At 73.4% G+C, this 21,926-nt stretch carries 17 protein-coding genes, 4 tRNA genes and 1 riboswitch; of the genes, 10 read left to right on the top strand and 11 right to left on the bottom strand.

The features are described from left to right. Positions 1 to 70: 70 nt before the first annotated feature. The 5 genes from ABD823_RS21565 to ABD823_RS21545 form a co-directional block, all read right to left on the bottom strand. A tRNA-Val gene (locus tag ABD823_RS21565) sits at positions 71 to 145 on the bottom strand. A gap of 11 nt (positions 146 to 156) precedes the next feature. After that, a tRNA-Gly gene (locus ABD823_RS21560) sits at positions 157 to 231 on the bottom strand. 77 nt (positions 232 to 308) lie between these two features. Continuing rightward, positions 309 to 379, bottom strand: a tRNA-Cys gene (locus tag ABD823_RS21555). A 24-nt stretch (positions 380 to 403) separates the two neighbouring features. After that, positions 404 to 475: transfer RNA gene (locus ABD823_RS21550), tRNA-Gly, on the bottom strand. 247 nt (positions 476 to 722) lie between these two features. Beyond that, on the bottom strand, positions 723 to 2,747 hold the full coding sequence (locus ABD823_RS21545) for an N-acetylmuramoyl-L-alanine amidase (RefSeq protein WP_344862386.1): 2,025 nt from the start codon (positions 2,745 to 2,747) through the stop codon (positions 723 to 725). A 157-nt stretch (positions 2,748 to 2,904) separates the two neighbouring features. Between ABD823_RS21545 and ABD823_RS21540 the strand changes: the two genes are divergently transcribed. The 6 genes from ABD823_RS21540 (at position 2,905) to ABD823_RS21515 (ending at position 11,162) form a co-directional block, all read left to right on the top strand. Continuing rightward, a complete protein-coding gene (locus ABD823_RS21540; protein ID WP_344862384.1) occupies positions 2,905 to 3,174 on the top strand; it encodes a hypothetical protein in 270 nt (89 codons plus the stop codon). A gap of 46 nt (positions 3,175 to 3,220) precedes the next feature. Beyond that, the gene (gene glmS / locus ABD823_RS21535; protein WP_344862382.1) at positions 3,221 to 5,041 is read left to right on the top strand and encodes a glutamine--fructose-6-phosphate transaminase (isomerizing); all 1,821 of its coding nucleotides are present in this window, start codon (positions 3,221 to 3,223) and stop codon (positions 5,039 to 5,041) included. Positions 5,042 to 5,161: 120 nt separating this feature from the next. Next, positions 5,162 to 6,193 (top strand): Bug family tripartite tricarboxylate transporter substrate binding protein, encoded by a 1,032-nt coding sequence (locus ABD823_RS21530; protein ID WP_344862380.1) that lies wholly within the window; start codon positions 5,162 to 5,164, stop codon positions 6,191 to 6,193. A 4-nt stretch (positions 6,194 to 6,197) separates the two neighbouring features. After that, positions 6,198 to 6,396, top strand: a riboswitch (cobalamin riboswitch). Between the two features lie 205 nt (positions 6,397 to 6,601). Next, entirely contained in the window at positions 6,602 to 8,917 is a 2,316-nt protein-coding gene (locus tag ABD823_RS21525; protein ID WP_344862378.1) for a ribonucleoside-diphosphate reductase subunit alpha, read from the top strand. A 143-nt stretch (positions 8,918 to 9,060) separates the two neighbouring features. Continuing rightward, the gene (locus ABD823_RS21520) at positions 9,061 to 10,056 is read left to right on the top strand and encodes a ribonucleotide-diphosphate reductase subunit beta (RefSeq protein ID WP_344862375.1); all 996 of its coding nucleotides are present in this window, start codon (positions 9,061 to 9,063) and stop codon (positions 10,054 to 10,056) included. Positions 10,057 to 10,139: 83 nt separating this feature from the next. Next, positions 10,140 to 11,162 carry a mechanosensitive ion channel family protein gene (locus ABD823_RS21515; RefSeq protein WP_344862373.1) on the top strand — a complete coding sequence of 341 codons (1,023 nt, stop codon included), beginning with the start codon at positions 10,140 to 10,142 and terminating at the stop codon, positions 11,160 to 11,162. 70 nt (positions 11,163 to 11,232) lie between these two features. Here the strand turns inward: ABD823_RS21515 and ABD823_RS21510 are convergent, their stop codons facing one another. After that, positions 11,233 to 12,882: a pentapeptide repeat-containing protein gene (locus ABD823_RS21510; protein ID WP_344862371.1), complete on the bottom strand. Its 1,650-nt coding sequence runs from the start codon at positions 12,880 to 12,882 to the stop codon at positions 11,233 to 11,235. 73 nt (positions 12,883 to 12,955) lie between these two features. Here ABD823_RS21510 and ABD823_RS21505 point away from each other — a divergent pair, with 73 nt between their 5' ends. Next, complete coding sequence (locus tag ABD823_RS21505; RefSeq protein ID WP_344862369.1) at positions 12,956 to 13,720, top strand: enoyl-CoA hydratase/isomerase family protein; 765 nt, start codon at positions 12,956 to 12,958, stop codon at positions 13,718 to 13,720. A gap of 345 nt (positions 13,721 to 14,065) precedes the next feature. Then, positions 14,066 to 14,749, top strand: a complete 684-nt coding sequence (locus tag ABD823_RS21500; protein ID WP_344862367.1) for a hypothetical protein — start codon at positions 14,066 to 14,068, stop codon at positions 14,747 to 14,749. Positions 14,750 to 14,923: 174 nt separating this feature from the next. Here ABD823_RS21500 and glgC read toward each other — a convergent pair whose 3' ends face one another. Continuing rightward, positions 14,924 to 16,150: a glucose-1-phosphate adenylyltransferase gene (gene glgC / locus ABD823_RS21495; protein WP_344862365.1), complete on the bottom strand. Its 1,227-nt coding sequence runs from the start codon at positions 16,148 to 16,150 to the stop codon at positions 14,924 to 14,926. A gap of 49 nt (positions 16,151 to 16,199) precedes the next feature. Between glgC and glgA the strand changes: the two genes are divergently transcribed. Continuing rightward, positions 16,200 to 17,381, top strand: coding sequence for a glycogen synthase (gene glgA, locus ABD823_RS21490; protein WP_344862363.1), 1,182 nt, complete (start codon positions 16,200 to 16,202; stop codon positions 17,379 to 17,381). A 22-nt stretch (positions 17,382 to 17,403) separates the two neighbouring features. Here glgA and ABD823_RS21485 read toward each other — a convergent pair whose 3' ends face one another. The 4 genes from ABD823_RS21485 to ABD823_RS21470 all read right to left on the bottom strand — a co-directional run bounded on the left by ABD823_RS21485 (position 17,404) and on the right by ABD823_RS21470 (position 21,093). Continuing rightward, positions 17,404 to 17,871 carry an OsmC family protein gene (locus ABD823_RS21485; RefSeq protein ID WP_344862361.1) on the bottom strand — a complete coding sequence of 156 codons (468 nt, stop codon included), beginning with the start codon at positions 17,869 to 17,871 and terminating at the stop codon, positions 17,404 to 17,406. Between the two features lie 209 nt (positions 17,872 to 18,080). After that, positions 18,081 to 18,896, bottom strand: coding sequence for a sirohydrochlorin chelatase (locus tag ABD823_RS21480; protein WP_344862359.1), 816 nt, complete (start codon positions 18,894 to 18,896; stop codon positions 18,081 to 18,083). Between the two features lie 112 nt (positions 18,897 to 19,008). Beyond that, the gene (locus tag ABD823_RS21475) at positions 19,009 to 19,566 is read right to left on the bottom strand and encodes a GNAT family N-acetyltransferase (RefSeq protein WP_344862357.1); all 558 of its coding nucleotides are present in this window, start codon (positions 19,564 to 19,566) and stop codon (positions 19,009 to 19,011) included. Between the two features lie 213 nt (positions 19,567 to 19,779). Further along, entirely contained in the window at positions 19,780 to 21,093 is a 1,314-nt protein-coding gene (locus tag ABD823_RS21470) for an MFS transporter (protein WP_344862355.1), read from the bottom strand. 90 nt (positions 21,094 to 21,183) lie between these two features. Between ABD823_RS21470 and ABD823_RS21465 the strand changes: the two genes are divergently transcribed. Next, complete coding sequence (locus ABD823_RS21465; RefSeq protein WP_344862353.1) at positions 21,184 to 21,870, top strand: GntR family transcriptional regulator; 687 nt, start codon at positions 21,184 to 21,186, stop codon at positions 21,868 to 21,870. Positions 21,871 to 21,926: the final 56 nt, after the last annotated feature.

Below are 21,926 nucleotides of genomic sequence, written 5' to 3'. Positions count from 1 at the left end.
CGCGGTGCGGCCGGCCGCTCCACCCGGAGAACAGAAGATCCCCGGGCCGGGCGGCCCGGGGATCTTCGGATGGTGGACGATACAGGGATTGAACCTGTGACCTCTTCCGTGTCAGGGAAGCGCTCTCCCGCTGAGCTAATCGTCCTCGGGTGAACCTGGAGCGGAAGACGGGATTCGAACCCGCGACCCTCACCTTGGCAAGGTGATGCTCTACCCCTGAGCCACTTCCGCGTGCCCGCTGCGGGTCTCCCCTCGGCGGTGCCTGCAACACTTTACCGGATCCCGGAGGCTCCGATGTCCGTGCGGTGAGGTGGAGACGGGATTTGAACCCGTGTACACGGCTTTGCAGGCCGTTGCCTCGCCTCTCGGCCACTCCACCAGTCGGATCCCGGAGGATCCGCAGAGCGGAAGACGGGATTCGAACCCGCGACCCTCACCTTGGCAAGGTGATGCTCTACCCCTGAGCCACTTCCGCGTGTTTCCCGGCCGTTTCGTCCGGGTGCACGGGAAGACTCTAGCGCGTTCTGGGAGTGCGTGCGTCCAACCGGGCGCCCGCCGGAGCGTCAGGTCGGTGTGGTGCACGTCACATCCCGCTCCCGGTCGGGTGCGCGGACGCGGGGAGCACCCCGGTGACCTGGGGATCCGCCGGCGCGCCGCGCCGGGTTCCGGTCCTTGGACCCGGAGCCCGGTCCGCGGTCAGGCCCGCGCTCCGGCCCCGCGGCTCAGCCCCGGACCCGGACGACGTCCTCGGCGCGGACGAACATGATCCGGTGCCCGAACTGGACCTGGTGGTAGCGCCGGGTGCCGCGGACGACCAGGTGCCGGGACGGGTCGAAGGTCACCGCCCGCAGGTGGGTGCCGGCGCGGGTCAGGCCGAGGCTGTAGCGCTGCCCGGCCCCCATCCGGTACTGCAGGGCGACCGGCTTGTCCGGCTCGACCCCCGCGGGGTAGGCCGAGGCCTCGGGATAGGGCCGGCCGTACAGCTTCACCGAGGCCAGGCCCGGCCGGGGCGTCACCACGGGGCCGCGCGCCTCCACCGAGGTGCGGGCGCCGGCCGGGTCGTGGAACCACGCCTTCTGCCCGAGGTACCAGATCGCCGTCCAGTCGCCCCTGCGCTCGGCCAGGGCGTAGCGCTGGCCGGCGGAGGCGCGGGCGGCGTGGTCGTAGACGCTCTGGCTGGAGCCGCCCTCCGGGTGCTTGCCTGCGTCCCTGACCAGCGGGGCGTCGTGCGAGGGCGCGGTGTGCAGCCAGACCGACGAGGCGCCCGCCGGGGGGCAGTCGGCCGAGCCGCCGTCGCAGCCGGTGAAGCGGGGGCGGTGGGTGGCGTAGTCCGGCAGGATCGTCACCGACCGCGCGGCCGCACGGCCGGTCAGGGAGGCTGCGGCGGGGCGGAGCGGCCTGTCCCCCAGCGGGCTGCCGAGCAGTTCGAAGTAGTGCTCCCAGTCCCAGAAGGGGCCCGGGTCGTCGTGCATGCCCCGCACCGCCTGCGGGGTGGCGCCGGGCACGTTGTCGTGGCCGAGGATGTGCGCCCGGTCCAGCGGCACGCCGTACCGCTGCGCGAGGTGGCGGACCAGCCGGGCGGAGGCGCGGTACATCGCCTCGGTGTACCAGGCGCCGCCCTGGGCGAGGTAGCCCTCGTGCTCCAGGCCGATGGAGCGGGAGTTGACGTACCAGTTCCCGGCGTGCCAGCCGACGTCCTGGCCGCGCAGGTGCTGGGCGACGTGGCCGTCGCTCGAGCGGAGCGTGAAGTGCCAGCTCAGGTAGGACGGGTCCCGCACCAGGCGCGTCATGGTGTCGTAGCGGGCCTCGCCGTCGTGGACGACGATGTAGTCGATCTCCCGGCGCCCCTCGTAGCGGTCGTGGTTGCCGTAGCGGTCCCCGCCGAGCCTGCGGTAGGCGGCGGGGAGCCACTCGCAGGACAGGTCGGGCGGGCAGTCGGGGCCGGGGGCGGCCCGGTTCGGCACGAGCCGCCGGGGCGGGCGGACCGGCTCCGCCAGGCCGGGGTGCGGGCGCAGGGCCACCCGCTCGCCGTCGTCGGTCACCCGTGCGGCTCCCGCGCGGAGCGTCGCGTACACCTCGTCGGCGAAGACCTCGGCGGCCCGGCCGTCCGTGCCCGGATAGCGGGCCACCGCGCCGTACCAGTGGGCGGGGTCGGCGCTCGCCCGGCCGCCCGCCGCGCGCTGGAGGTCGGCCAGGACCGCGGCGCCGCCCAGGATGTTGGCGGCCGGGTCGGTGCGGAGCCGGGCGGGGGAGAGCCCGGTCAGGCGGGCCGCCCGGCCCAGGGTGTCCCGGGGTCGGGCCGGCGTGCCCGGGCCGGGGGCCGTGCGGGGGGCCGCCACCCGCAGCGGCCTGCTCCCGTCGCCCCGGCCGTCCCGTCCGGCGCCGTGGTGGCCGCCATGGCCGCGGCGGCCGTGCGGCGGGGCCGGGACGGCGGCGCCGTCGACCAGGTGCATGGGGCCGTAGCCGCCGGAGACGCTCGGCCGACCGCCGTTGGCGTCCCAGCGGGACTGCAGGTAGGAGACGGCCAGCAGCACGCTCTCCGGCACGCCGTACGTCCGGGCGGCCCGGGCGAAGGCCGCCTGCCTGCCGGGACGGTTCTCGGCAGGGGGAGGCTGCGCGGCGCGCGTCTGCGCGCCCGCTCGCGGGGCAGGTTCCGCACCGGACGCGGGAACCGCCGCGGCGCAGGCCGCGAGGGCGGCGAGGACGGCGAGGACGGTGACGACGGCGGTGTACGGCAGGCGGCTCATAGTGGTTCCTCCCGCCCGGACCACTACCCAGAGTGATTTGAAACTACCGATCGTAGCGAGACCGGATCGGTGGCGAGAAAGGGCCGGTTCCTGCCCGATATCGGGCAGGGAAGTTGGCGAGCGGCATCTCTTCTGCATATGGTCCTGCTCTGTGTCCATGACATGGCATCCGCACGAGGAGCTGATCACTCACCTGGTCAGGACGAGCGCGCTCGGTCCGGGGGAGGCGGCGCGGGTCGTGGCGGACGTGCTGGCGTACTTCTCGGAGAGCGCCGAGGAGTACGTCCGGCGGCGGCACGCCGAGCTCAAGGCGAAGGGGCTGGTCAACGACCAGATCTTCCCCCGTATCGCCGCCGAGCTGGCGGCCCGCCGGGTCGCGGCGCCCGGGCTCTCGCTCCGCCAGCTCCGGCGGATCGTTTACGGGTGAAACCGCATAAGAAGGCATATATCACTGCATCGAAAGGGCGATCACCATGTGTGGAATCGTGGCCTACGTGGGGCCCAAGGACGCGGCGCCGATCCTGCTGGAGGGCCTGCAGAGGCTGGAGTACCGCGGCTATGACTCGGCCGGCGTGGTGGTGGCCAACAAGGGCCTGAAGATGCGCAAGGTCAAGGGGCGCGTGGCCGACCTGGCCGCGGCCGTGCCCGCGCGCTTCAAGGGGACCACGGGCATCGGCCACACCCGCTGGGCCACGCACGGCGTGCCCAGCGACGTCAACGCCCACCCGCACCTGTCCAACGACGAGCGCATCGCCGTCGTGCACAACGGCATCATCGAGAACGCCGACGAGCTGCGGGGCAAGCTGGAGGCCGACGGCGCGACCTTCCTGTCCGAGACCGACACCGAGGTGCTGGCGCACCTGATCGCCCGGACCGTCAAGGAGACGGACTCCCTGCAGGAGGCCGTCCGCCTCGCGCTCAAGCGGGTCGTCGGCACCTACGGCATCGCGGTGGTCGACTCCGAGCGCCCCGGCGAGGTGGTCGTGGCCCGCAACGGCAGCCCGATCGTCCTGGGCATCGGCGAGAAGGAGATGTTCGCCGCCTCCGACGTGGCCGCGCTGGTCCGCTACACCCGCCAGGTGGTGCACCTGGAGGACGGCGAGCTCGCGGTGCTGCGGGCCGACGGGTTCAGCACCTTCGCCAGCGACGCGCGGGAGACCGCCAAGGAGCCGCTGACCGTCGACTGGGAGGCCGCGCACTACGACACCGGCGGCTACGAGCACTACCTGCTCAAGGAGATCTCCGAGCAGCCCGAGACCGTCGCCCGCACGCTCCGCGGCCGTCTCGACGACCGCTTCCACGTCGCCCACCTGGGCGGCCTCAACATGGACGCGCGGGAGACCCGCTCCTTCCGCCGCGTGAAGATCATCGGCTGCGGCTCGGCCTACTACTCCGGCCAGATCGGCGCGCAGCTCATCGAGGAGCTGGCCCGCATCCCGGCCGACGCCGAGCCCGCCAGCGAGTTCCGCTACCGCAACCCGGTGGTGGAGCCCGACACCCTGTACGTGGCGATCAGCCAGTCCGGGGAGACCTACGACACCCTGGCGGCGGTCCAGGAGCTCAAGCGCAAGGGCGGCCGGGTGCTCGGCATCGTCAACACCGTCGGCAGCGCCATCGCCCGCGAGTGCGACGGCGGCGTCTACCTGCACGCCGGTCCCGAGGTCTCCGTCGCCAGCACCAAGGCGTTCACCTCCACCGCCGCGGCCTTCGCGCTGCTCGCCCTCCACCTGGGGCGGGTGCGCGACCTGTCGCCCGCCGACGGCCGCCGCATCTGCGAGGGCCTGCGCAGGCTGCCCGACCAGATCAAGGAGATCCTCGCGCTGGAGCCCCAGATCAAGGAGCTCGCCCACAAGTACGCCGACTCGCCGAGCATCATGTTCGTCGGCCGGGTCCGGGGCTACCCGGTGGCGCGCGAGGGGGCGCAGAAGCTCAAGGAGGTCTCCTACGTGCACGCCGAGGCGTACCCGGCCAGCGAGCTCAAGCACGGTCCGCTGGCGCTGATCGGCCCGGAGATGCCGACGGTGGCGATCGTCCCCGACGACGAGCTGCTGGACAAGAACCTCACCACGCTGGGCGAGATCCGCGCGCGGGGCGGCAAGGTGCTCATGGTCGGCCACCGCGTCGCCGACGCCAAGCTGGCCGACGACTGCCTGGTGGTGCCGAAGAACGAGGTCGAGCTGGACCCGATCCTGCTGGGCATCCCGCTGCAGCTGTTCGCCTACCACGCCGCGGTGGCCCTGGGCCGGGACGTGGACAAGCCGCGCAACCTGGCCAAGAGCGTCACCGTCGAGTGACCCCCGGTGCCCCCGGGTGATTCCGGCAGAAGGGATGCATCCAGACAAGTCCCCATCGGTGGCAGAAAGTGATGGTGCTGTAACCTAGGGTGGCAAGGGCACCCTGGGGAAGGGGCACCGATGCACCGTAGGCGCTTCTGCTGGCTCACCGCGGGACTCGTGCTCGCCGCGGCGGGATGCGGCGCGGCGGACGAGCCCGGCCCGGTCGCCGGGAGGCTGGCCATCATCGCGCCCGCGGAGCGCGGGCAGGACGCCGACCGCGTCGCCCGCGCTCTGGCCGCCGCGGTGACCGGCGACGGGCTGGCCCTGGCCGCCGAGGTGGGCAACCACCCGGGCGGCGCCGGGGCCGCCGCGCTCGCCGCGCTCGCCGCGGCGGGCCCGCCGGGCCTCCCCTTCGCCCGGGGCGGCGGCCTGCTGGTCGCCGGGATGCCGCTGGTCGCGGGCGCGGAGATCTCCGGCGCGACCCCCGTGCTCGCGTCCACGACCCCGCTGGCCCGCCTGGTCGGCGAGTGGGCGGTGCTGGCCGTCTCCGCCGACTCGCGCCTGCGCTCCTTCGAGGACGTCGCCGACGCGCTCCGGCGCGACCCCGCGGAGCTGGTGGTCGGCGGCCGGGCGGCGGGCGGCCCGGACCACGTCCTGTACGGGATGATCGGCAAGTGCCTCGGCGTGGACGCCAGGCTGCTCGACTACGCCGGGTACGCCGCCACCCCCCAGGCCGTCGAGGCCCTGTACGGCGGGCGGGTGGCCGCGGTCCTGGGGCCGGTGCGCTCCCTGGCCGCCGAGATCGCCGCGCGGCGGCTGCGGCCGCTGGCGGTCTCCTCCCGCGAGCGCGTCGACGGCGTCGACGCCCCGGCGCTCATGGAGCTGGACGTCCGCCTGGAGTACAGCGACTGGCGCGGGCTGATGGGCCCGGCGGAGATGGGCGCAGAGGACCGCGAGGCCGCCGTCGCGCTCTGCGAGCGGATCGACGCCTCCCCGCGCTGGCGCGGACTGTGCGCGCGGCAGGGGTGGAGCCGCCTCTACCTGAGCGGGGACGACTTCCGGCAGTGGCTGTCCACCGAGATCGAACGCACCCGCGGAGTGCTCTACGAGCTCGGGCTGCTGAACCCCTCAAACACAAATTGTAGGGCCGGTTGCGCGATCCGCCCCTAGATGTAGGATCCCTCTCGTTGTCGGTTCGCCCCTGGAGGGGCGAGGCAAGAGGGAACCCGGTGGGATTCCGGGACTGCCCCGCAGCGGTGAACGGGAACGACCGCCGTCAGTCGAGCACTGGGGAGACCTGGGAAGCGACGGCCAGTAGGAAGCGCAGCACGACGCCCGTGAGTCCGAAGACCTGCCGGTGACGCGTGGTCAGGGAGCCGGGTCCGGCGACCGGGGACGCCTGGGGCGGCCCGCGGGAGCGCGGTGGCCGCGGCTCCCGCCACGGAGACAGTCCAGGGCCTCGAGGGAGGGCCCGCGGACGAGGCGGTCCCGCATGCCCGCATCAGGCCGGGATCCGCCCCCGACGCGCGCCCGTCCCGCCGAGCCGTACCGACGACGGGGAATGCGAGCGCGCGAAGAATGCATCCGACACAGACCATGGACGGCACCGGGGCGGCCGGCGGCACGGCCGCCCACACCGCGGCGGGGGCCGGCGGCGCGGCGGGCGCCGAGCCCGGCGGCCCGGCGGCCGGGTGGCTGGCCATCGAGGAGGCCGCCGCCCGGGTGATCTCCGACCCGGAGAACTCCCGGACCGCCGCGGCCCTGCTGGACGGGCTGATCGCCGAGGAGACCGCCGGGCACGGCGTGCGGACCTTCTCGGAGTCCGTCGCCGCCACCCACGCGGCCGGGCTGGTCGCCGACCGGCTGGCGGAGTTCGTGGCCGCGCACGCCGCGGAGCTGGACGCGCTGGTGCGCGAGCAGACCCGCTTCGAGTACTTCGGGCTGCGCACGGTCTACGACCGCTACCTGCTGCGCCACCCCGAGACCCGCAAGGTCCTGGAGCGGCCCCAGCACTTCTTCCTGCGGGTGGCCTGCGGCCTGTCCGGGACGGTCGCCGAGGCCGCCGAGCTGTACGGGCTCATGGCGAGCCTGTCCTACCTGCCCAGCTCGCCCACCCTGTTCAACTCCGGCGCCCGCCGCCCGCAGCTGTCGTCCTGCTTCCTGCTCGACTCGCCCCGCGACGAGCTGGAGGCGATCTACGAGCGCTACGGGCAGGTCGCACGCCTGTCGAAGTACGCCGGGGGCATCGGGATCTCCTGGAGCCGGATCCGCTCCCGGGGCTCGCTGATCCGCGGCACCAACGGCCACTCCAACGGGATCGTGCCGTGGCTGCGCACCCTCGACGCCAGCGTCGCCGCGGTCAACCAGGGCGGCCGCCGCAAGGGCGCGGCCTGCGTCTACCTGGAGACCTGGCACGCCGACGTCGAGGAGTTCTTGGAGCTGCGCGACAACACCGGCGAGGAGGCCCGCCGCACCCACAACCTCAACCTGGCCAACTGGGTCCCCGACGAGTTCATGCGCCGGGTCGAGGCCGACGCGCAGTGGTCGCTGTTCGACCCTAAGGACGTCCCGCACCTGGTCGACCTGTACGGCGAGGCCTTCGACGGGGCCTACCGGGCCGCCGAGGCCGCCGGGCTGGCCGTGCGGCGGCTGCCGGCCCGGACCCTCTACGGCCGGATGATGCGCACCCTGGCCCAGACCGGCAACGGCTGGATGACCTTCAAGGACGCGGCCAACCGGACCTCCAACCAGACCGCCCTGCCCGGCAACGTCATCCACCTGTCCAACCTCTGCACCGAGATCCTGGAGGTGACCAGCGACGCCGAGACCGCCGTCTGCAACCTCGGCTCGGTCAACCTCGCCGCCCACCTGGCCGCCGACGGCGCCGGCCTCGACTGGGCGCGGCTGCGCCGTACCGTGCGCACCGCCGTGCGCTTCCTGGACCGCACCATCGACCTGGGCTTCTACCCGACCCCCGAGGCCGAGGCCGCCAACCGGCGGTGGCGGCCGATCGGGCTGGGCGTGATGGGCCTGGCCGACGTGTTCTTCGCGCTGCGCCTGCCGTTCGACTCGCGCGAGGCGCTGGAGCTGTCCACCCGGATCGCCGAGGAGATCGCGCTGGCCGCCTACGCCGCCTCCGCGGACCTGGCCGCCGAGCGGGGCCGCCACCCCTCCTACGGCGCGACCCGGGCCGCGGCCGGCGTGCTCCACCCCGACCACTACGCCGACAGCCACGGGACCGCCCGCTCGGCGGAGTGGGCCGCGCTCCGGGAGCGGATCGCCGAGACCGGCCTGCGCAACTCGCTGCTGATCGCGATCGCGCCGACCGCCACGATCGCCTCCATCGCCGGCTGCTACGAGTGCGTCGAGCCGCAGGTCTCCAACGTCTTCAAGCGCGAGACCCTGTCGGGGGAGTTCCTCCAGGTCAACCGGTACCTCGTCCGCGACCTGCGGGAGCGCGGCCTGTGGACGGAGGAGGTCCGGGACGCGATCAAGCGGGCCGACGGCTCGGTCCAGGACGTCCCGCAGATCCCCGCCGACCTCAAACTCCTGTACCGGACCGCCTGGGAGCTGCCGCAGAAGGCGCTGATCGACCTGGCCGCCGCGCGCACGCCGTACGTCGACCAGTCGCAGTCGCTGAACCTCTTCATGGCCACCCCGACCATCGGCAAGCTCTCCTCGATGTACGCCTACGCCTGGAAGTCGGGCCTGAAGACCACCTACTACCTGCGCTCGCGCCCCGCGACGCGGATCGCCCAGACCACCGTGGCCCCGGCGGCCGCGGGTGAGGCCGGACCAGCCGCCGGGACCGCCCCCGGGGGCGCGGCCGCCTCCGACGCGGGCGCCGTCGCCTGCTCCCTGGAGAACCCCGAGGTCTGCGAGGCCTGCCAGTAGCGCCCGGCGCGGCCGCCTCGGCGCCTTCCGGCGGGCGGGCGCCCCCTCCCGGCGGACGGCCGCCCTCCGCGCGGCCGACGACCTCCGACACCCCGCGACGGCCCCCGCGGCCCGCGGACGAACCGATACGGAGACACGCAAGCATGCTGCTCGACCCCGGCATGGACCTGACCTTGCGCCCGATGCGCTACCCCGGCTTCTACGAGCGCTACCGGGCCGCCATCCGCAACACCTGGACGGTGGAGGAGGTGGACCTCCACTCCGACCTCGCCGACCTGGCGAGGATGACGCCCCAGGAGCGCCACCTGATCAACCGGCTGGTGGCGTTCTTCGCCACCGGCGACTCGATCGTGGCCAACAACCTGGTCCTCAACCTCTACCAGCACGTCAACGCCCCCGAGGCGCGGCTCTACCTCAGCCGCCAGCTGTTCGAGGAGGCCGTGCACGTGCAGTTCTACCTGACACTGCTCGACACCTACCTGCCCGACCACGACGAGCGGGCCCGGGCCTTCGCCGCGGTCGAGCACATCCCGTCGATCCGGGACAAGGCCGAGTTCTGCTTCCGCTGGATCGACTCCCTCGGCGACCTGAGGCGGTTGGAGACCCGCGAGGACCGCCGGGCCTTCCTGCTCAACCTCATCTGCTTCGCCGCGTGCATCGAGGGCCTGTTCTTCTACGGCGCCTTCGCCTACGTCTACTGGTTCCGCTCCCGCGGCCTGCTCGGCGGCCTGGCCACCGGGACGAACTGGGTCTTCCGCGACGAGTCCATGCACATGGAGTTCGCCTTCGGCGTGGTGGACACCGTACGGGCCGAGGAGCCGGACCTGTTCGACGACGAGCTCGGCGCGCGGGTCACCCGGATGCTGGAGGAGGCGGTCGCGGCCGAGCTGGCCTTCGCCGCCGATCTGTGCGGCGACGGCCTGCCGGGGCTGGACGTGCGGGACATGCGGCGGTACCTGGAGTACGTGGCCGACCGGCGCCTGGTCCGGCTCGGCCTGCCGGTCCGGTACGGCACGGCCAACCCGTTCGCCTTCATGGAGCTGCAGGACGTGCAGGAACTGGCGAACTTCTTCGAACGCCGGGTTTCGGCGTATCAGGTGGCCGTCGAGGGGAACGTCACATTCGATGAGGATTTCTGATTACAGGTGAAACCCAAGGGGAAGCCTCCCGTCGGTAATCGCCGGTAAAGACCGGCGAAAGCTGACGAGGGGGGACGTCTTCCGTGTCCGACTGGATCATCCTGTTGGGCTCCGTGCTGGCCGCGGTCGCGGCCGTGGAGGTGGTGAGGCGGGTGCTGCGCTCACGACTGATCGGAGAGAGGTGGGTCCTCGCCGGCCCGCTGGTGCGGCGCTGCACCTGGCCCGCCTTCGCCACGGCCGCGGTGGTGGCCGCCTACACCGTCTACGAGCCGGGCATGACCGACGGCGAGACCAACCAGAACATCCAGCGGCTCCTCAGCCTCGCCATGATCGGCTCCGTCACCTGGCTGGTCATCCAGGGCGCCTACGCGGTGACCGACGTCGTGCTGGACCGGCTGCTCCGGATCGAGGGCGAGCGCAACATGCGGGCCCGGCGCATCCGCACCCAGATCGCCCTCGTCCGCCGGGTCGCCTCGGCGGTGGTCATCGTGGTCGCACTGGGCGCGATGCTCTTCACCTTCCCGCAGGTGCGCGCGCTCGGCGCCGGACTGCTCGCCTCCGCCGGGATCGCCGGCGTGGTCGCGGGCATCGCCGCCCAGTCCACCCTGGGCAACATGCTCGCCGGGCTCCAGCTCGCCTTCAGCGACGCGCTCCGGCTGGACGACGTGGTCGTGGTGGAGAACGAGTGGGGCCGGATCGAGGAGCTGACCCTCACCTACGTGGTCGTGCGGCTGTGGGACGAGCGGCGGCTGGTGCTGCCCGTCTCCTACTTCACCAGCAACCCGTTCCAGAACTGGACCCGGCACGGCAGCCGGGTGATCGGCCACGTGATGTTCCGGGTCGACTGGTCCGTCCCGGTGGAGGAGCTGCGCACCGAGCTCTACCACGCGCTGCGCGAGCATCCGCTCTGGGACCAGAAGGACTGGGTGCTCCAGGTCACCGACGTCCTGCCCAACGGGCTGCTGGAGCTGCGCGCGCTGATGAGCGCCGCCGACTCCGCCAGCGCCTGGGACCTCAAGTGCGACATCCGCGAGCACATGGTGAGGTTCGTCCGGGAGAAGTACCCGGACGCGCTGCCCCGCTTCCGGGTGGAGACCACTCCCTGACCGGCCCGGGCGGGCGGCGGCCCCGGGTGCGCCGCGAGGGCGGGCCGCCGGGGACCGGGCGGCGCCGGTGTCAGGCGGTGTTCGGAGGCCGGAGCACCCGGGCGGCGCCGGCGATCAGGGCCGTGGCCAGCACCCAGCCGGAGGCGATCAGGGTCCAGGCCAGCCACCGCGTCCAGCCGACCGGCTCCCAGGCCGCGCGCTGCTCGAAGACGCTCACCGGGACCAGCAGGTCCAGGGTGTAGACGAAGGAGCTGAAGGTCCGGACGTGTTCCGGGTCGATCTTCACCGGCGGCACCGCGGCGAAGACCGTCGTACCCGCGGCCAGCAGCACCGTCGCCCAGAGCCCGGCCAGCCAGGGGCGGTAGCCGTACCCGACGGCGACGTCGAGCAGGCGGCCCCAGAACCGGCCGGTGGGCCGCAGCGTGCCGCGGTGCCCGCGCTGCTTGGCCAGCAGCACCCGGCGGGCGTCCGGCTCGTGGCCGATCCGCCGGTACCAGGCCGCCAGCTGCTCGTACGGCTGCGGCCGGTAGCCGTCCGGGTCCCGGCAGACCCACGCCAGCCGCTCGGCCACGGTCCACGGCCCGCGCAGCGCCTCGTAGGTCAGCCCGTTCAGCTGGACCTGATCCGGGTAGGACGCGAGCCGGTCGAGCAGCACGCCGATCCGCGAGTAGCCGAGGTTGACCCCGCCCTCGATCTCCGCCGCGGTGAGGATCAGCTCGTCCACCTGCATGTGGCTCAGGTGCAGGGCCCTGCCGGAGGCCCTCACCGCCGCCCGGTGGAACGAGAGCACGCCGTTGACCCGCGCCCCGCGCAGCCGTACGGTGCCCGCGGCGGTGAACCCGGCGCTGAACTCGACCGCCGAGGCCTCCAGGAAGTCGCCGTAGACGGCGTAGGCGACGGGTGCCTCGCCGCTCGCCAGATCGTCGGCCGCGGACCCGTCCGCCGCGGACCCGCCGGTCGCGGGCCCGCCGGCCGCGGTGGCCGTGATCGAGGCCTCCTGCAGGTAGAGGCCGCCGTGGAACTTCGCACCCACCAGGCGCAGCCCGCCGGTGGTGCGCAGCCCCCGCAGGAACGCTCCGCCGTCCACGACCAGCCCGCCCGCCCAGACCGCCCACCGGCGGCCGTCGTCCAGGCCGCGCTCGCGCCGCTCGGCCTCGCTGTAGGGCTTCCTGACGTCCTCCTTGAACGTCGCGCGGGCGATGTCCTCCTCGCCGGGAGGGCTCACCTGCGCCCTGCCCAGCCGGAACTGGCCGGTGACGTGGGCGTTGTCCATGCGCAGGCCGCGCAGGCAGGAGCCGTCGAACTCCAGCAGCCCGTCGACGGTGCTGCGCGCCGCCCGCACCCGGCCCAGCACGCAGCCGCGGAAGCGCAGACCCTGGGTCCTGGCGTCGCTGAGGTCGACCGTCCCGCGCAGGTGGCAGTTGAGCAGGTGGAGCTTGGCCCCGACGGTGGCGTCCGACAGGTCCAGGTCACCGGTGATCCGCGCCCCGGCCAGCCGGAGGCCGGGCGTCGAGCCCGGCTCCGCCTCCCGGGCGCCGAGCAGGAGCGCCGCTATGACCTCCGCCCGGACCGTCCGCTCCGGACCCCAGTCCGCCCCGTTGCCCGGGTCGTCGGCCGCGGGGTCGCCGGAGCGCAGGTCCACCCAGGCGCCGGTCGGATAGGCGTCCCAGAGCCTCCGCTCGGCCGGGCTCAACCTCCGCAGCGGTCGCGTCAGGCGCATCCGGGACCTCTCACGGGAACGGGGGCGGGGGGCTGCTCCATGATCAGACGACGGTAGCGGGAGAATCCATTCCGTGCACACACCTGATGGTTTCCGCCTGTCCGTCCACGACCGCGCCGAGCACGTCGCCACGCTGCTGATCGACCGGCCGGCCAAGCGCAACGCGCTGAGCGCGGACATGTGGCGGGCGCTGCCCGGCATCCTCGCGCCGCTGGCGGCCGACCCGCAGGTGCGGGTGCTGGTGCTCGCCGGGGCGGGCGGCACCTTCTGCTCCGGGGCCGACATCACCGAGGTCGCCGAGCTGTCCGAGGGAGACGACGCCACCGGCCTGACCGTGACCGCCGAGCGGGCGCTGACCCGGTTCCCCAAGCCGGTCATCGCGATGATCGAGGGCTTCTGCGTGGGCGGCGGCTGCCAGCTCGCCCTCGCCTGCGACCTGCGCCTGGCGGCCGCCGGGACCCGCTTCGGCGTCACCCCGGCCAAGCTCGGCATCGTCTACCCGCTGTCCTCCACGCGCCGCCTGGTCGAGCACGTCGGCCCGTCGGCGGCCAAGCTCCTGCTCTACTCCGGCGACCTGATCGACGCCGAGCGGGCCCTGCGCATCGGCCTGGTCGACGAGCTCCTGCCGGCGGAGGAGCTCGCCGGGCGGGTGTACGGCCTGGCACGCACGATGGCCGGGCGTTCGCAGCTCACGCTGGCGGCCAGCAAGGAGATCGTGGAGGGCCGGGCCGGCGACGACCGCTTCCGCGAGTGGCAGAAGGCCTCCCGCGCCGAGCTGGCCGAGGGGGTCGCCGCCTTCCTGGAGCGCCGCGCGCCCCGCTTCACCTGGGGCCGCTGACCGCCCGGGCCGCCGCCGGGCGCCTCTGGAACCGGGTCAGGGGAACGGCCGGATGAGGGGCCGGAGGGACATCGCCGGGCGACCCGCTCCGGCGGGGCGCCGCTGCCTCCAGTCAGGACATTTCCAGATGTGTGATCGAGGAGCGGATGATTCGTCACCCTCCCGGTGAGGTTTTCTTCCGGTGCGGTTGAAGGATCATCCGTCGATTCCCCGGTTCTGAGGTTTTTCAGTTTTTTGATTTCCGGGGAAACGGTTCCACGCGCCTCCAGAATTGCTTCCCGCGAGGCATTCCCCCGCCTCGCCGGCGGGCCTCGGCTACGCTGCGACACATCCGGAGGACAGTCCGTGGACACGGTGCCCACCCCCACGCTCGAGGAGCGGGTCGACCACTTGGAGCGCGAGATCATGGAACTCGGCATGCGATGCAGGCAGCGGTCGCTGGACCACACCTACCAGGCGGTGGATCCGGCCTACCGGCTGATCGAGGAGACGAAGCACCGGCTCGCCGCGGTCGAGGAGACGGCCACGGCGACGAAGCGGGACGCCGTGCTCCTGCTGGAGCGGATGGAGTCGCTCGACGAGCGCATGGAGTCGTTCGATGAGCGGATGGAGGAGCTGGCCGAGCTCAACCGCCGTCTCTGCGGCCGGATGGACAAGGCCGACGGGCGGTTCGGGAGGCTGGAGGGGCGGCTCGACTGCCTCGAGAACAGGGCGGAGCGGCTGGAGAAGCGGGTCGGCGAGGTGTCCATGCGGGTCACCGAGATGGACGACCGGCTCACCGGCCGGGTCGACCAGCTGACCGGCCGGGTCGACCAGCTGGCCCTGCGGGTCCACGAGCTCGACGGCCGGGTCACCGAGATGGACGAGCGCCTCACCGGACGGATCGACGGGCTCAGCACCCAGGTCGGTGACCTGAACGCCCGGGTCGGTGAGCTGAACACCCGGGTCGACGCGCTGGCCAAGTCCAACGCGGCGATGTTCCAGGCGATCCTGGAACGGCTGCCCGAGCCGAGGTCCGCCGGGGCGTAGGCGCCCACGGGGGCGTGCGCCGGCCGTACCTCCAGGCGGCCGGCGGCGCGGGCCCGGCGCGCGGAGCCCGGTCCGGGGGCCGGACCCGCACGGACGCGGGGCGCGGTGGCCGGGCCGGGACGGGTCCCGCGCCGGAGCGCAGGGCCGTACGGCTCTGCGCTCCGCGGCGGGAGGTCACCGGTCGATGATCTCGTTCTTGCCGATGACCACGACGCCGCCGCGGGTCACCGCGAAGCGGGAGCGGTCGTGCTCCAGGTCGAAGCCGATCCGGGCGCCGTCCGGGATGACCACGTTCTTGTCGATGATCGCGCGGCGCACGATCGCGCCGCGCCCGACCTTCACGTTGCCCATCAGCACCGAGTCCTCCACCACGGAGTGGGAGTGCATCACCACGCCGGGGGAGAGGACGGAGCGCTCGGCGAGGCCGCCGGAGATGATCACGCCGGCGGAGACCAGCGAGTCGATCGCCCGGCCGACCCGGTCGCCCTCGTTGTGCACGAACTTGGCCGGGGGGAGCGGGTCGTGGCCGGTGTAGATCGGCCAGCGGTCGTTGTAGAGGTTGAAGACCGGGTGCGCCGAGATGAGGTCCATGTGCGCCTCGTAGTAGGCGTCCAGGGTCCCCACGTCGCGCCAGTAGCCGCGGTCGCGCTCGGTGGAGCCGGGCACGACGTTGTCGGCGAAGTCGTACACCTCGGCGCTGCCGGCCTTGACCATCATCGGGATGATGTTCCCGCCGAGGTCGTGCTTGCTCGTGGGGTCGAGCGCGTCCTCCCGGAGCGCGTCGATCATCGCCTGCGTCCGGAAGACGTAGTTGCCCATCGAGGCGTAGATCTGGTCGGGCGCGTCCGGCAGGCCCACGGCGTCCTTGGGCTTCTCCCGGAAGGCGGTGATCCGCCGCCCCGCCGGGTCGGTCTCGATCACCCCGAACTGGTCGGCCAGCGAGAGCGGCTGCCGGATCGCCGCCACGGTCACGTCGGCCCCCGACTCGACGTGCTGCTCCACCATCTGCCGGGGGTCCATCCGGTAGATGTGGTCGGCGCCGAACACGATGACGTGCTCGGGCATCTCGTCGTAGATCAGGTTGAGGTTCTGGAACAGCGCGTCGGCCGACCCGGAGAACCAGTGGGGCCCGAGCCGCTGCTGCGCGGGCACCGGCGTGACGTAGTTGCCCAGCATCGCCGACAGGCGCCAGGTGCGCGAGATGTGCCGGTCGAGGCTGTGGTTCTTGTACTGCGTCAGCACCACGATCTTCAGGTAGTGCCCGTTGGCGAGGTTCGACAGCACGAAGTCGATCAGCCGGTAGATCCCCCCGAACGGCACCGCCGGTTTCGCCCGGTCCGCCGTCAACGGCATGAGCCTCTTGCCTTCACCGCCGGCGAGCACGATCGCGAGGACTCTCATAGGGATGACCTTAACCCCGACAACAGGGGCCAAACACTAGGGTGGGGCCATGCGCGTCGATCTTTTGAGCCGAGAGTACCCGCCGGAGGTTTACGGCGGCGCGGGAGTGCACGTCGAGTACCTCGCCAGGCAGCTGGGGCGGCTGGCCGACACCCGCGTCCGCTGCTTCGGGGCGCCGAGGTCCGAGCCGGGGGTCGCGGCCTACCGGGTCCCGGAGGGGCTGGGGGCGGCCAACGCCGCGCTGCAGGTGCTCGGCGTGGACCTGGAGATGGCCGCCGGGTGCGAGGGCGCCGACCTCGTGCACAGCCACACCTGGTACGCGAACCTCGCCGGCCACGTGGCCAAGCTGCTGTACGGCGTGCCGCACGTGGTGACCACGCACAGCCTGGAGCCGCTCCGGCCCTGGAAGGCCGAGCAGCTCGGCGGCGGGTACGCGCTCTCGTCGTGGGCCGAGCGGACCGCCCTGGCGGGCGCCGACGCGATCGTCGCGGTCTCCGAGGGCATGCGCGGGGACGTGCTGGCCTGCTATCCGGAGATCGCCCCGGAACGGGTCTCGGTGATCCACAACGGCATCGACACCGCGGAGTACGCCCCGGACCACGGCACCGACGTGCTGAAGAAGCACGGCATCGACGCCGGCCGGCCGTACGTGGTGTTCGTCGGCCGGATCACCCGGCAGAAGGGGCTGGTCCACCTCCTGCACGCGGCCCGGGACCTCGATCCCGGCGCCCAGCTGGTGCTCTGCGCGGGCGCGCCCGACACGCCCGAGATCGCCGCCGAGGTGACGGGGCTCGTCCGGGAACTGGAGCGGGAGCGGGCGGGCGTCGTGTGGATCTCGGAGATGCTCCCGCGCCCCGAGGTCATCCAGATCCTCACCCACGCCACCGTGTTCGTCTGCCCCTCGGTCTACGAGCCCATGGGGATCGTGAACCTGGAGGCGATGGCCTGCGAGACCGCCGTGGTCGCCACGGCCACCGGCGGCATCCCCGAGGTGGTGGCCGACGGCGAGACCGGCCTGCTGGTCCCGATCGAGCAGAGCGCCGCGGACGGCACGCCGGACGACCCGGCCCGCTTCGCCGCCGACCTCGCCGAGCGGGTCAACCGGCTGCTGGCCGACCCGGCGCTCGCCGCGGAGCTGGGCCGGGCGGGGCGGGTGCGGGCCGTGGAGCACTTCTCCTGGGCCCGGATCGCCGAGCGGACGGCGGAGCTCTACCGGTCGCTCCTGCGGTGACGGGCACGGGCCCGCGGCGGGCTCAGAACATGATCACGGGCTTGGGGACGACGGGGAAGTTCACCGAGCGGGCGATGAAGCAGTAGGCGTGGACCTCGTGGTGGAGGCGCTCCGCCTCGGCCGCCATCTCCGGCGAGGCCACGGTCACCGTCGGGCGGAGCACGACCTCGCTGAACCGGCCGGCTCCGCCCGGCTCCTCCGCCATCGTGCCCTCGGGCTCGTCCACGTAGCCCGTCACCACGACGCCGGCCGTGGAGCACAGGTGCAGGTACCAGAGCATGTGGCACTGCGAGAGCGAGGCGACGAGCAGCTCCTCGGGGTTCCACCGCGCCGGGTCGCCCCGGAAGGCGGGGTCGGACGAGCCGGCCAGGGGCGCCTTGCCCGGTGCGGTGATCTCGTGCTCGCGGCCGTAGTTCCGGTAGCCCGCGGTGCCCTCGCCGCGGTTCCCGGTCCAGGTGACGGTGAGCCGGTAGCGGTGTTCGCGTGTCATGCGTGAATCATGGCGGAGGCCGGACCGCGCGGGAATCCCGGGCCGGCGTGCGTTCCGCTCCCGCGGCGCCTGCCCGGAGCGCGGCCCGCGTCCCCCCCGCGGCGGGGTGCGGGCCGCACTCCGGGCACCACGCTCCGCGGTGAACCCCGCTGCGGCGGGCACCACCGCGGCCTCGCCGCGGGGCCGCCGGGTTGCCGGTGATCCGAGGGCTACGCCTCGGCGAGCACGCTTCCGTAGGCGCGGGCCGCCAGCTCGGCGACGAGGCCGTGCGCGCCCAGCGGGTCGGCGGACTCGACGCCGGCGTCCGCGGCGACGGCGGCCACCAGGCCGGGGTCCGCCTCGGGGCCGATCAGGCAGGGGGACACGGCGATGCGCCGGGCGCCGATCCCGCGCAGCCGCTCGGCGGCGTCGGCGACGGCGGGCGTGCCGTCCAGGGAGGCGACCAGGACGGGGAGCGTCAGCCGCGAGGCCAGCAGGACGGCCGTCGGCTGCGCCTCCGCGGCCGCCCTGTCCCCCCCGACCGTGGCGAGGACGACCGCGTCGACCGGGCTGGAGACGTTGAGCAGCCGCACGCGGTCGGGCCGGGCGAGGTCCTTCTCCGACAGACGGATGTGCAGGGCCTCGGCGAGCAGCGGGTGCGGCCCGAGCGACTCGGTGACCGTGACGGTCGCGCCGCTCGCCGCGACCGCCTCGGCGATCATCCGGTCGGCGACGGGGTGCGGTCCGGTCAGGAGGGGAACCACGATGGCGGCGGTGCCGTCCTCGGGCCGGGAGCGGGCGGAGGCCTCCAGCTCGGAGGTCAGCTCCTTGCCGTCCTCGCCGAGGCCGGCCAGCCGGACCTCGATCTGCGGGTTGTCCACCCGCACCATGGCCGCGAGCTCGGCGGCGACGCCCGACGCGTCGCCGGGCACGGCCAGCACGAGCGCGGGCGCCTCGGGCGGGAGCTGGGAAGGCACGGGCTTGCGGTGCCGGCCGGAGGGCCGGACCGCGCGTCCGCGCACGGGGAGGCTGGAACTCTCACTCACACGCGCGAACTCTAGGGCCATTTCGACCGCTCCGTTGCCGAAAAACGGCACCGATTCTGTCACAACCCACCGAAACGGTGGTGGAGGCGCCCCGACGCGCCGCCGCCCCGGGTCAGACCTCGCGGTGGCCCTCCCACTCGTCCTCCAGGGCCGAGTGCACGATGGAGTCGCGCCAGGCCCCGTGGGCCCGCACGTGGTGCCGGATCCGGCCCTCCTCGACCATCCCGGCGACCAGCATGGCGAGCTGGGCGGCGGTGTTGGCGGGGGAGCGGGCGCCCCAGACGCGGTGCAGGCGCAGGTGCTTGAAGCCGAAGTCGAGCAGCAGCCGGATCAGGTCGGTGCCGATCCCCCGGCCCCAGTGGTCGGGGCGGAGCCCGAGGCCGATCTCCGCGCTGTGCGGGTGGTCGGCCTCGATGTGCAACCGCGCGACGCCGATCACCTCGCCGCTGTCCCGCTCGGTCACCGCCAGCACGTAGAGCCGCCGCGGGTCCTTTCCGGCCGCTTCGATCGCCTCGGCGACGATCTCCTCGACCTCCTCCCGGGTCCGGGGATCGAACGGCAGGTGCTCGGTGGCCGCCGGGTCGCCGTACACGGCGTGCAGGGCGTCCACGTCGGCGGGCGTCACTTCCCTCAGTCGGAGTCTCTTGCCGGAGATCTCAACAGGGCGCATGCGCTGACGCTAACGCCTCAGGAGTCCCGCGGCTAGGCATCGTTCCGGTCCGTACCATTTTCGGATTTCGGGGCCATGGGGCGGATCCCCTGGGCGGGGCAGGGCGGGGCGGCTCCCCGCGCGCCCGCGGCGGCGGGGCGCGGGGAGCCGGAGCCGGCGGCGGGGACGGCCGTCCCCCCCGCCGGGCGCGGGCCCTCCCTCCGTGGCGGGATGTCAGGCCCCCTGGGGGACGGCCCCCGCGGACGCCCCCGGGTCGGCGGCGAGGTCGGCGTCGCGGGTCTCCGGGGCGATCACCAGGCCGATGGCGGTGACGGCGAGCGCCGCCACCACGTACAGGGAGATCGCCACGGTGCTCTGGAACCTGCCGTACAGCTCCAGCGCGACGATGGGGGCCAGCGCGCCGCCGAAGACCCCGGCGACCTGGTAGCCCATGGAGGCGCCGCTGTAGCGCAGCCGGGTGCTGAACAGCTCGGCGATGAACGCCGCCTGCGGGCCGTACATCGCGGCGTGGCAGGCCAGCGCGGCGATCGAGGCCAGCGCGATCACCGGGAAGGAGCGGGTGTCCAGCAGCGGGAAGAAGACGAAGACCCAGGCGGCGGTCGCGACCGCGCCCGCCAGGTAGACCGGGCGCCTGCCCAGCCGGTCGGAGAGCGCGCCGAACAGCGGGATGAGGAAGAGCTGGACGGCCGAGCCGATCAGCACCGCGTTCAGCGCGACGCCGCGGTCCATGCCCAGGGTCCCGCTGACGTAGGAGAGGCTGTAGGTGACGAACGTGTAGAAGGCGACGTCCACGCCGATGCGCGCGCAGAAGGCCGAGGCCAGCGCCCGCGGGTGGGCGCGGAAGACCTCCAGCAGCGGCGTCTTCGCCTTCCTCCCGCTCTGCTCCACCTCGGCGAAGAGCGGCGACTCCACGATCCGGAGCCGGATCCACAGGCCCACGACCACGAGCAGTCCCGACAGCAGGAACGGCACGCGCCACCCCCAGGACAGGAACGCCTCCTCGGGCAGGGCCGCGGACATGATCCCGAGCACACCGGCGGCCAGCAGGTTCCCGGCGGGCACGCCGACCTGCGGCCAGCTGGCGTTGAAGCCGCGCCGGCGCGCATCGCCGTGCTCGATGGACATCAGCACGGCCCCGCCCCACTCGCCGCCCAGGCCGAGGCCCTGCAGGAAGCGCAGGGCGACCAGGAGCAGCGGCGCGGTGACGCCGAGCGTGGCGTAGGTGGGCAGCAGGCCGATGAGGAAGGTCGCGACGCCCATCAGCAGCAGGGTCGCCACGAGCACGTTCTTGCGGCCGACGCGGTCGCCGAAGTGGCCGAAGACGATGCCGCCCAGGGGGCGGGCGACGAACCCGATGGCGTAGGTGAGCAGGGCCAGCAGCGTCCCGGTCAGAGGCTCGAAGGTGGGGAAGAAGAGCTTGTTGAACACCAGGGCGGCGGCCGAGCCGTACAGGAAGAAGTCGTACCACTCCAGTGAGGTGCCGATCAGTCCGGCGAGGATGACCCGCCTGGTCTGGGAGCCTGCCATCGCACTCGCTCCTTACGGTGGGGGACTAGATTCAACATAAGGATCGTTCAACAATTCGACAAGAGACTTGTTCGATGATTCTGTTGGCCCGTGGACAACGCCGTCGCCGAACTCGCGCACGACCGCGACCGCCTGGGGCGCAGCAGCACCGCCGAGCGGGTCGCCGACATCCTGCGCGAGCGGATCGCCCAGGGGCTCTTCGCGCCGGGCCAGCGCCTGTCCGAAGAGGCCATCGGGGCGGCCCTCGGGGTCTCCCGCAACACCCTGCGCGAGGCGTTCCGGCTGCTCGGCCACGAGCGCCTGCTGGAGCACCGGCTCAACCGCGGCGTGTTCGTGCGGGTGCTGTCCGCGCAGGACGTGGCCGACGTCTACCGGGTGCGCCGGGTGATCGAGGGCGCCGCCGTACGGCACGCCGCGGCCGCCCCGCCCGAGGCGTTCGCGCCGCTCCGGGAGGCCGTCGCCGACGCGGTCCGGGCCGCGGAGCGGGGCGGCTGGCAGGACGTGGGCACCGCGAACATCCGCTTCCACCAGGCGCTGGCCGCGCTGAACGGCAGCCCGAGGCTGGACGAGGCCATGCGCCAGCTTTTGGCCGAGCTGCGCCTGGTCTTCCACGTGATGGAGAACCCCCGGGCCTTCCACGAACCGTTCGTGAGCCGCAACCTGGAGCTGGTCGAGCTGCTGGAGGCCGGCCGCACGGCGGAGGCCGGGGCCGCGCTGGAGCGTTACCTCGACGACGCCGAGGAGCTCCTGCTCCGGGCCTACGCGCCGCGCCCGTAGCGGCCTGCCGGCCCCTCGGCCCCGGCCCGTCCGGCGGCCGGGGCCCGCCCCGCCCC

Source organism: Planomonospora alba (assembly GCF_039534085.1).
GTDB lineage: Bacteria > Actinomycetota > Actinomycetes > Streptosporangiales > Streptosporangiaceae > Planomonospora_B > Planomonospora_B alba.
Note: the sequence above shows the minus strand (reverse complement) of the source record. Positions and strands in the feature narration are given on the sequence as shown.

What these genes read in the sequence shown, in the direction of transcription:
- ABD823_RS21545 (WP_344862386.1), bottom strand. Translation starts at nt 2,747, where the DNA reads ATGAGCCGCCTGCCGTACACCGCCGTCGTCACCGTCCTCGCCGTCCTC.
- ABD823_RS21540 (WP_344862384.1), top strand. Translation starts at nt 2,905, where the DNA reads ATGACATGGCATCCGCACGAGGAGCTGATCACTCACCTGGTCAGGACG.
- glmS (WP_344862382.1), top strand. Translation starts at nt 3,221, where the DNA reads ATGTGTGGAATCGTGGCCTACGTGGGGCCCAAGGACGCGGCGCCGATC.
- ABD823_RS21530 (WP_344862380.1), top strand. Translation starts at nt 5,162, where the DNA reads ATGCACCGTAGGCGCTTCTGCTGGCTCACCGCGGGACTCGTGCTCGCC.
- ABD823_RS21525 (WP_344862378.1), top strand. Translation starts at nt 6,602, where the DNA reads ATGCATCCGACACAGACCATGGACGGCACCGGGGCGGCCGGCGGCACG.
- ABD823_RS21520 (WP_344862375.1), top strand. Translation starts at nt 9,061, where the DNA reads ATGCTGCTCGACCCCGGCATGGACCTGACCTTGCGCCCGATGCGCTAC.
- ABD823_RS21510 (WP_344862371.1), bottom strand. Translation starts at nt 12,882, where the DNA reads ATGCGCCTGACGCGACCGCTGCGGAGGTTGAGCCCGGCCGAGCGGAGG.
- glgC (WP_344862365.1), bottom strand. Translation starts at nt 16,150, where the DNA reads ATGAGAGTCCTCGCGATCGTGCTCGCCGGCGGTGAAGGCAAGAGGCTC.
- glgA (WP_344862363.1), top strand. Translation starts at nt 16,200, where the DNA reads ATGCGCGTCGATCTTTTGAGCCGAGAGTACCCGCCGGAGGTTTACGGC.
- ABD823_RS21485 (WP_344862361.1), bottom strand. Translation starts at nt 17,871, where the DNA reads ATGACACGCGAACACCGCTACCGGCTCACCGTCACCTGGACCGGGAAC.
- ABD823_RS21475 (WP_344862357.1), bottom strand. Translation starts at nt 19,566, where the DNA reads ATGCGCCCTGTTGAGATCTCCGGCAAGAGACTCCGACTGAGGGAAGTG.
- ABD823_RS21470 (WP_344862355.1), bottom strand. Translation starts at nt 21,093, where the DNA reads ATGGCAGGCTCCCAGACCAGGCGGGTCATCCTCGCCGGACTGATCGGC.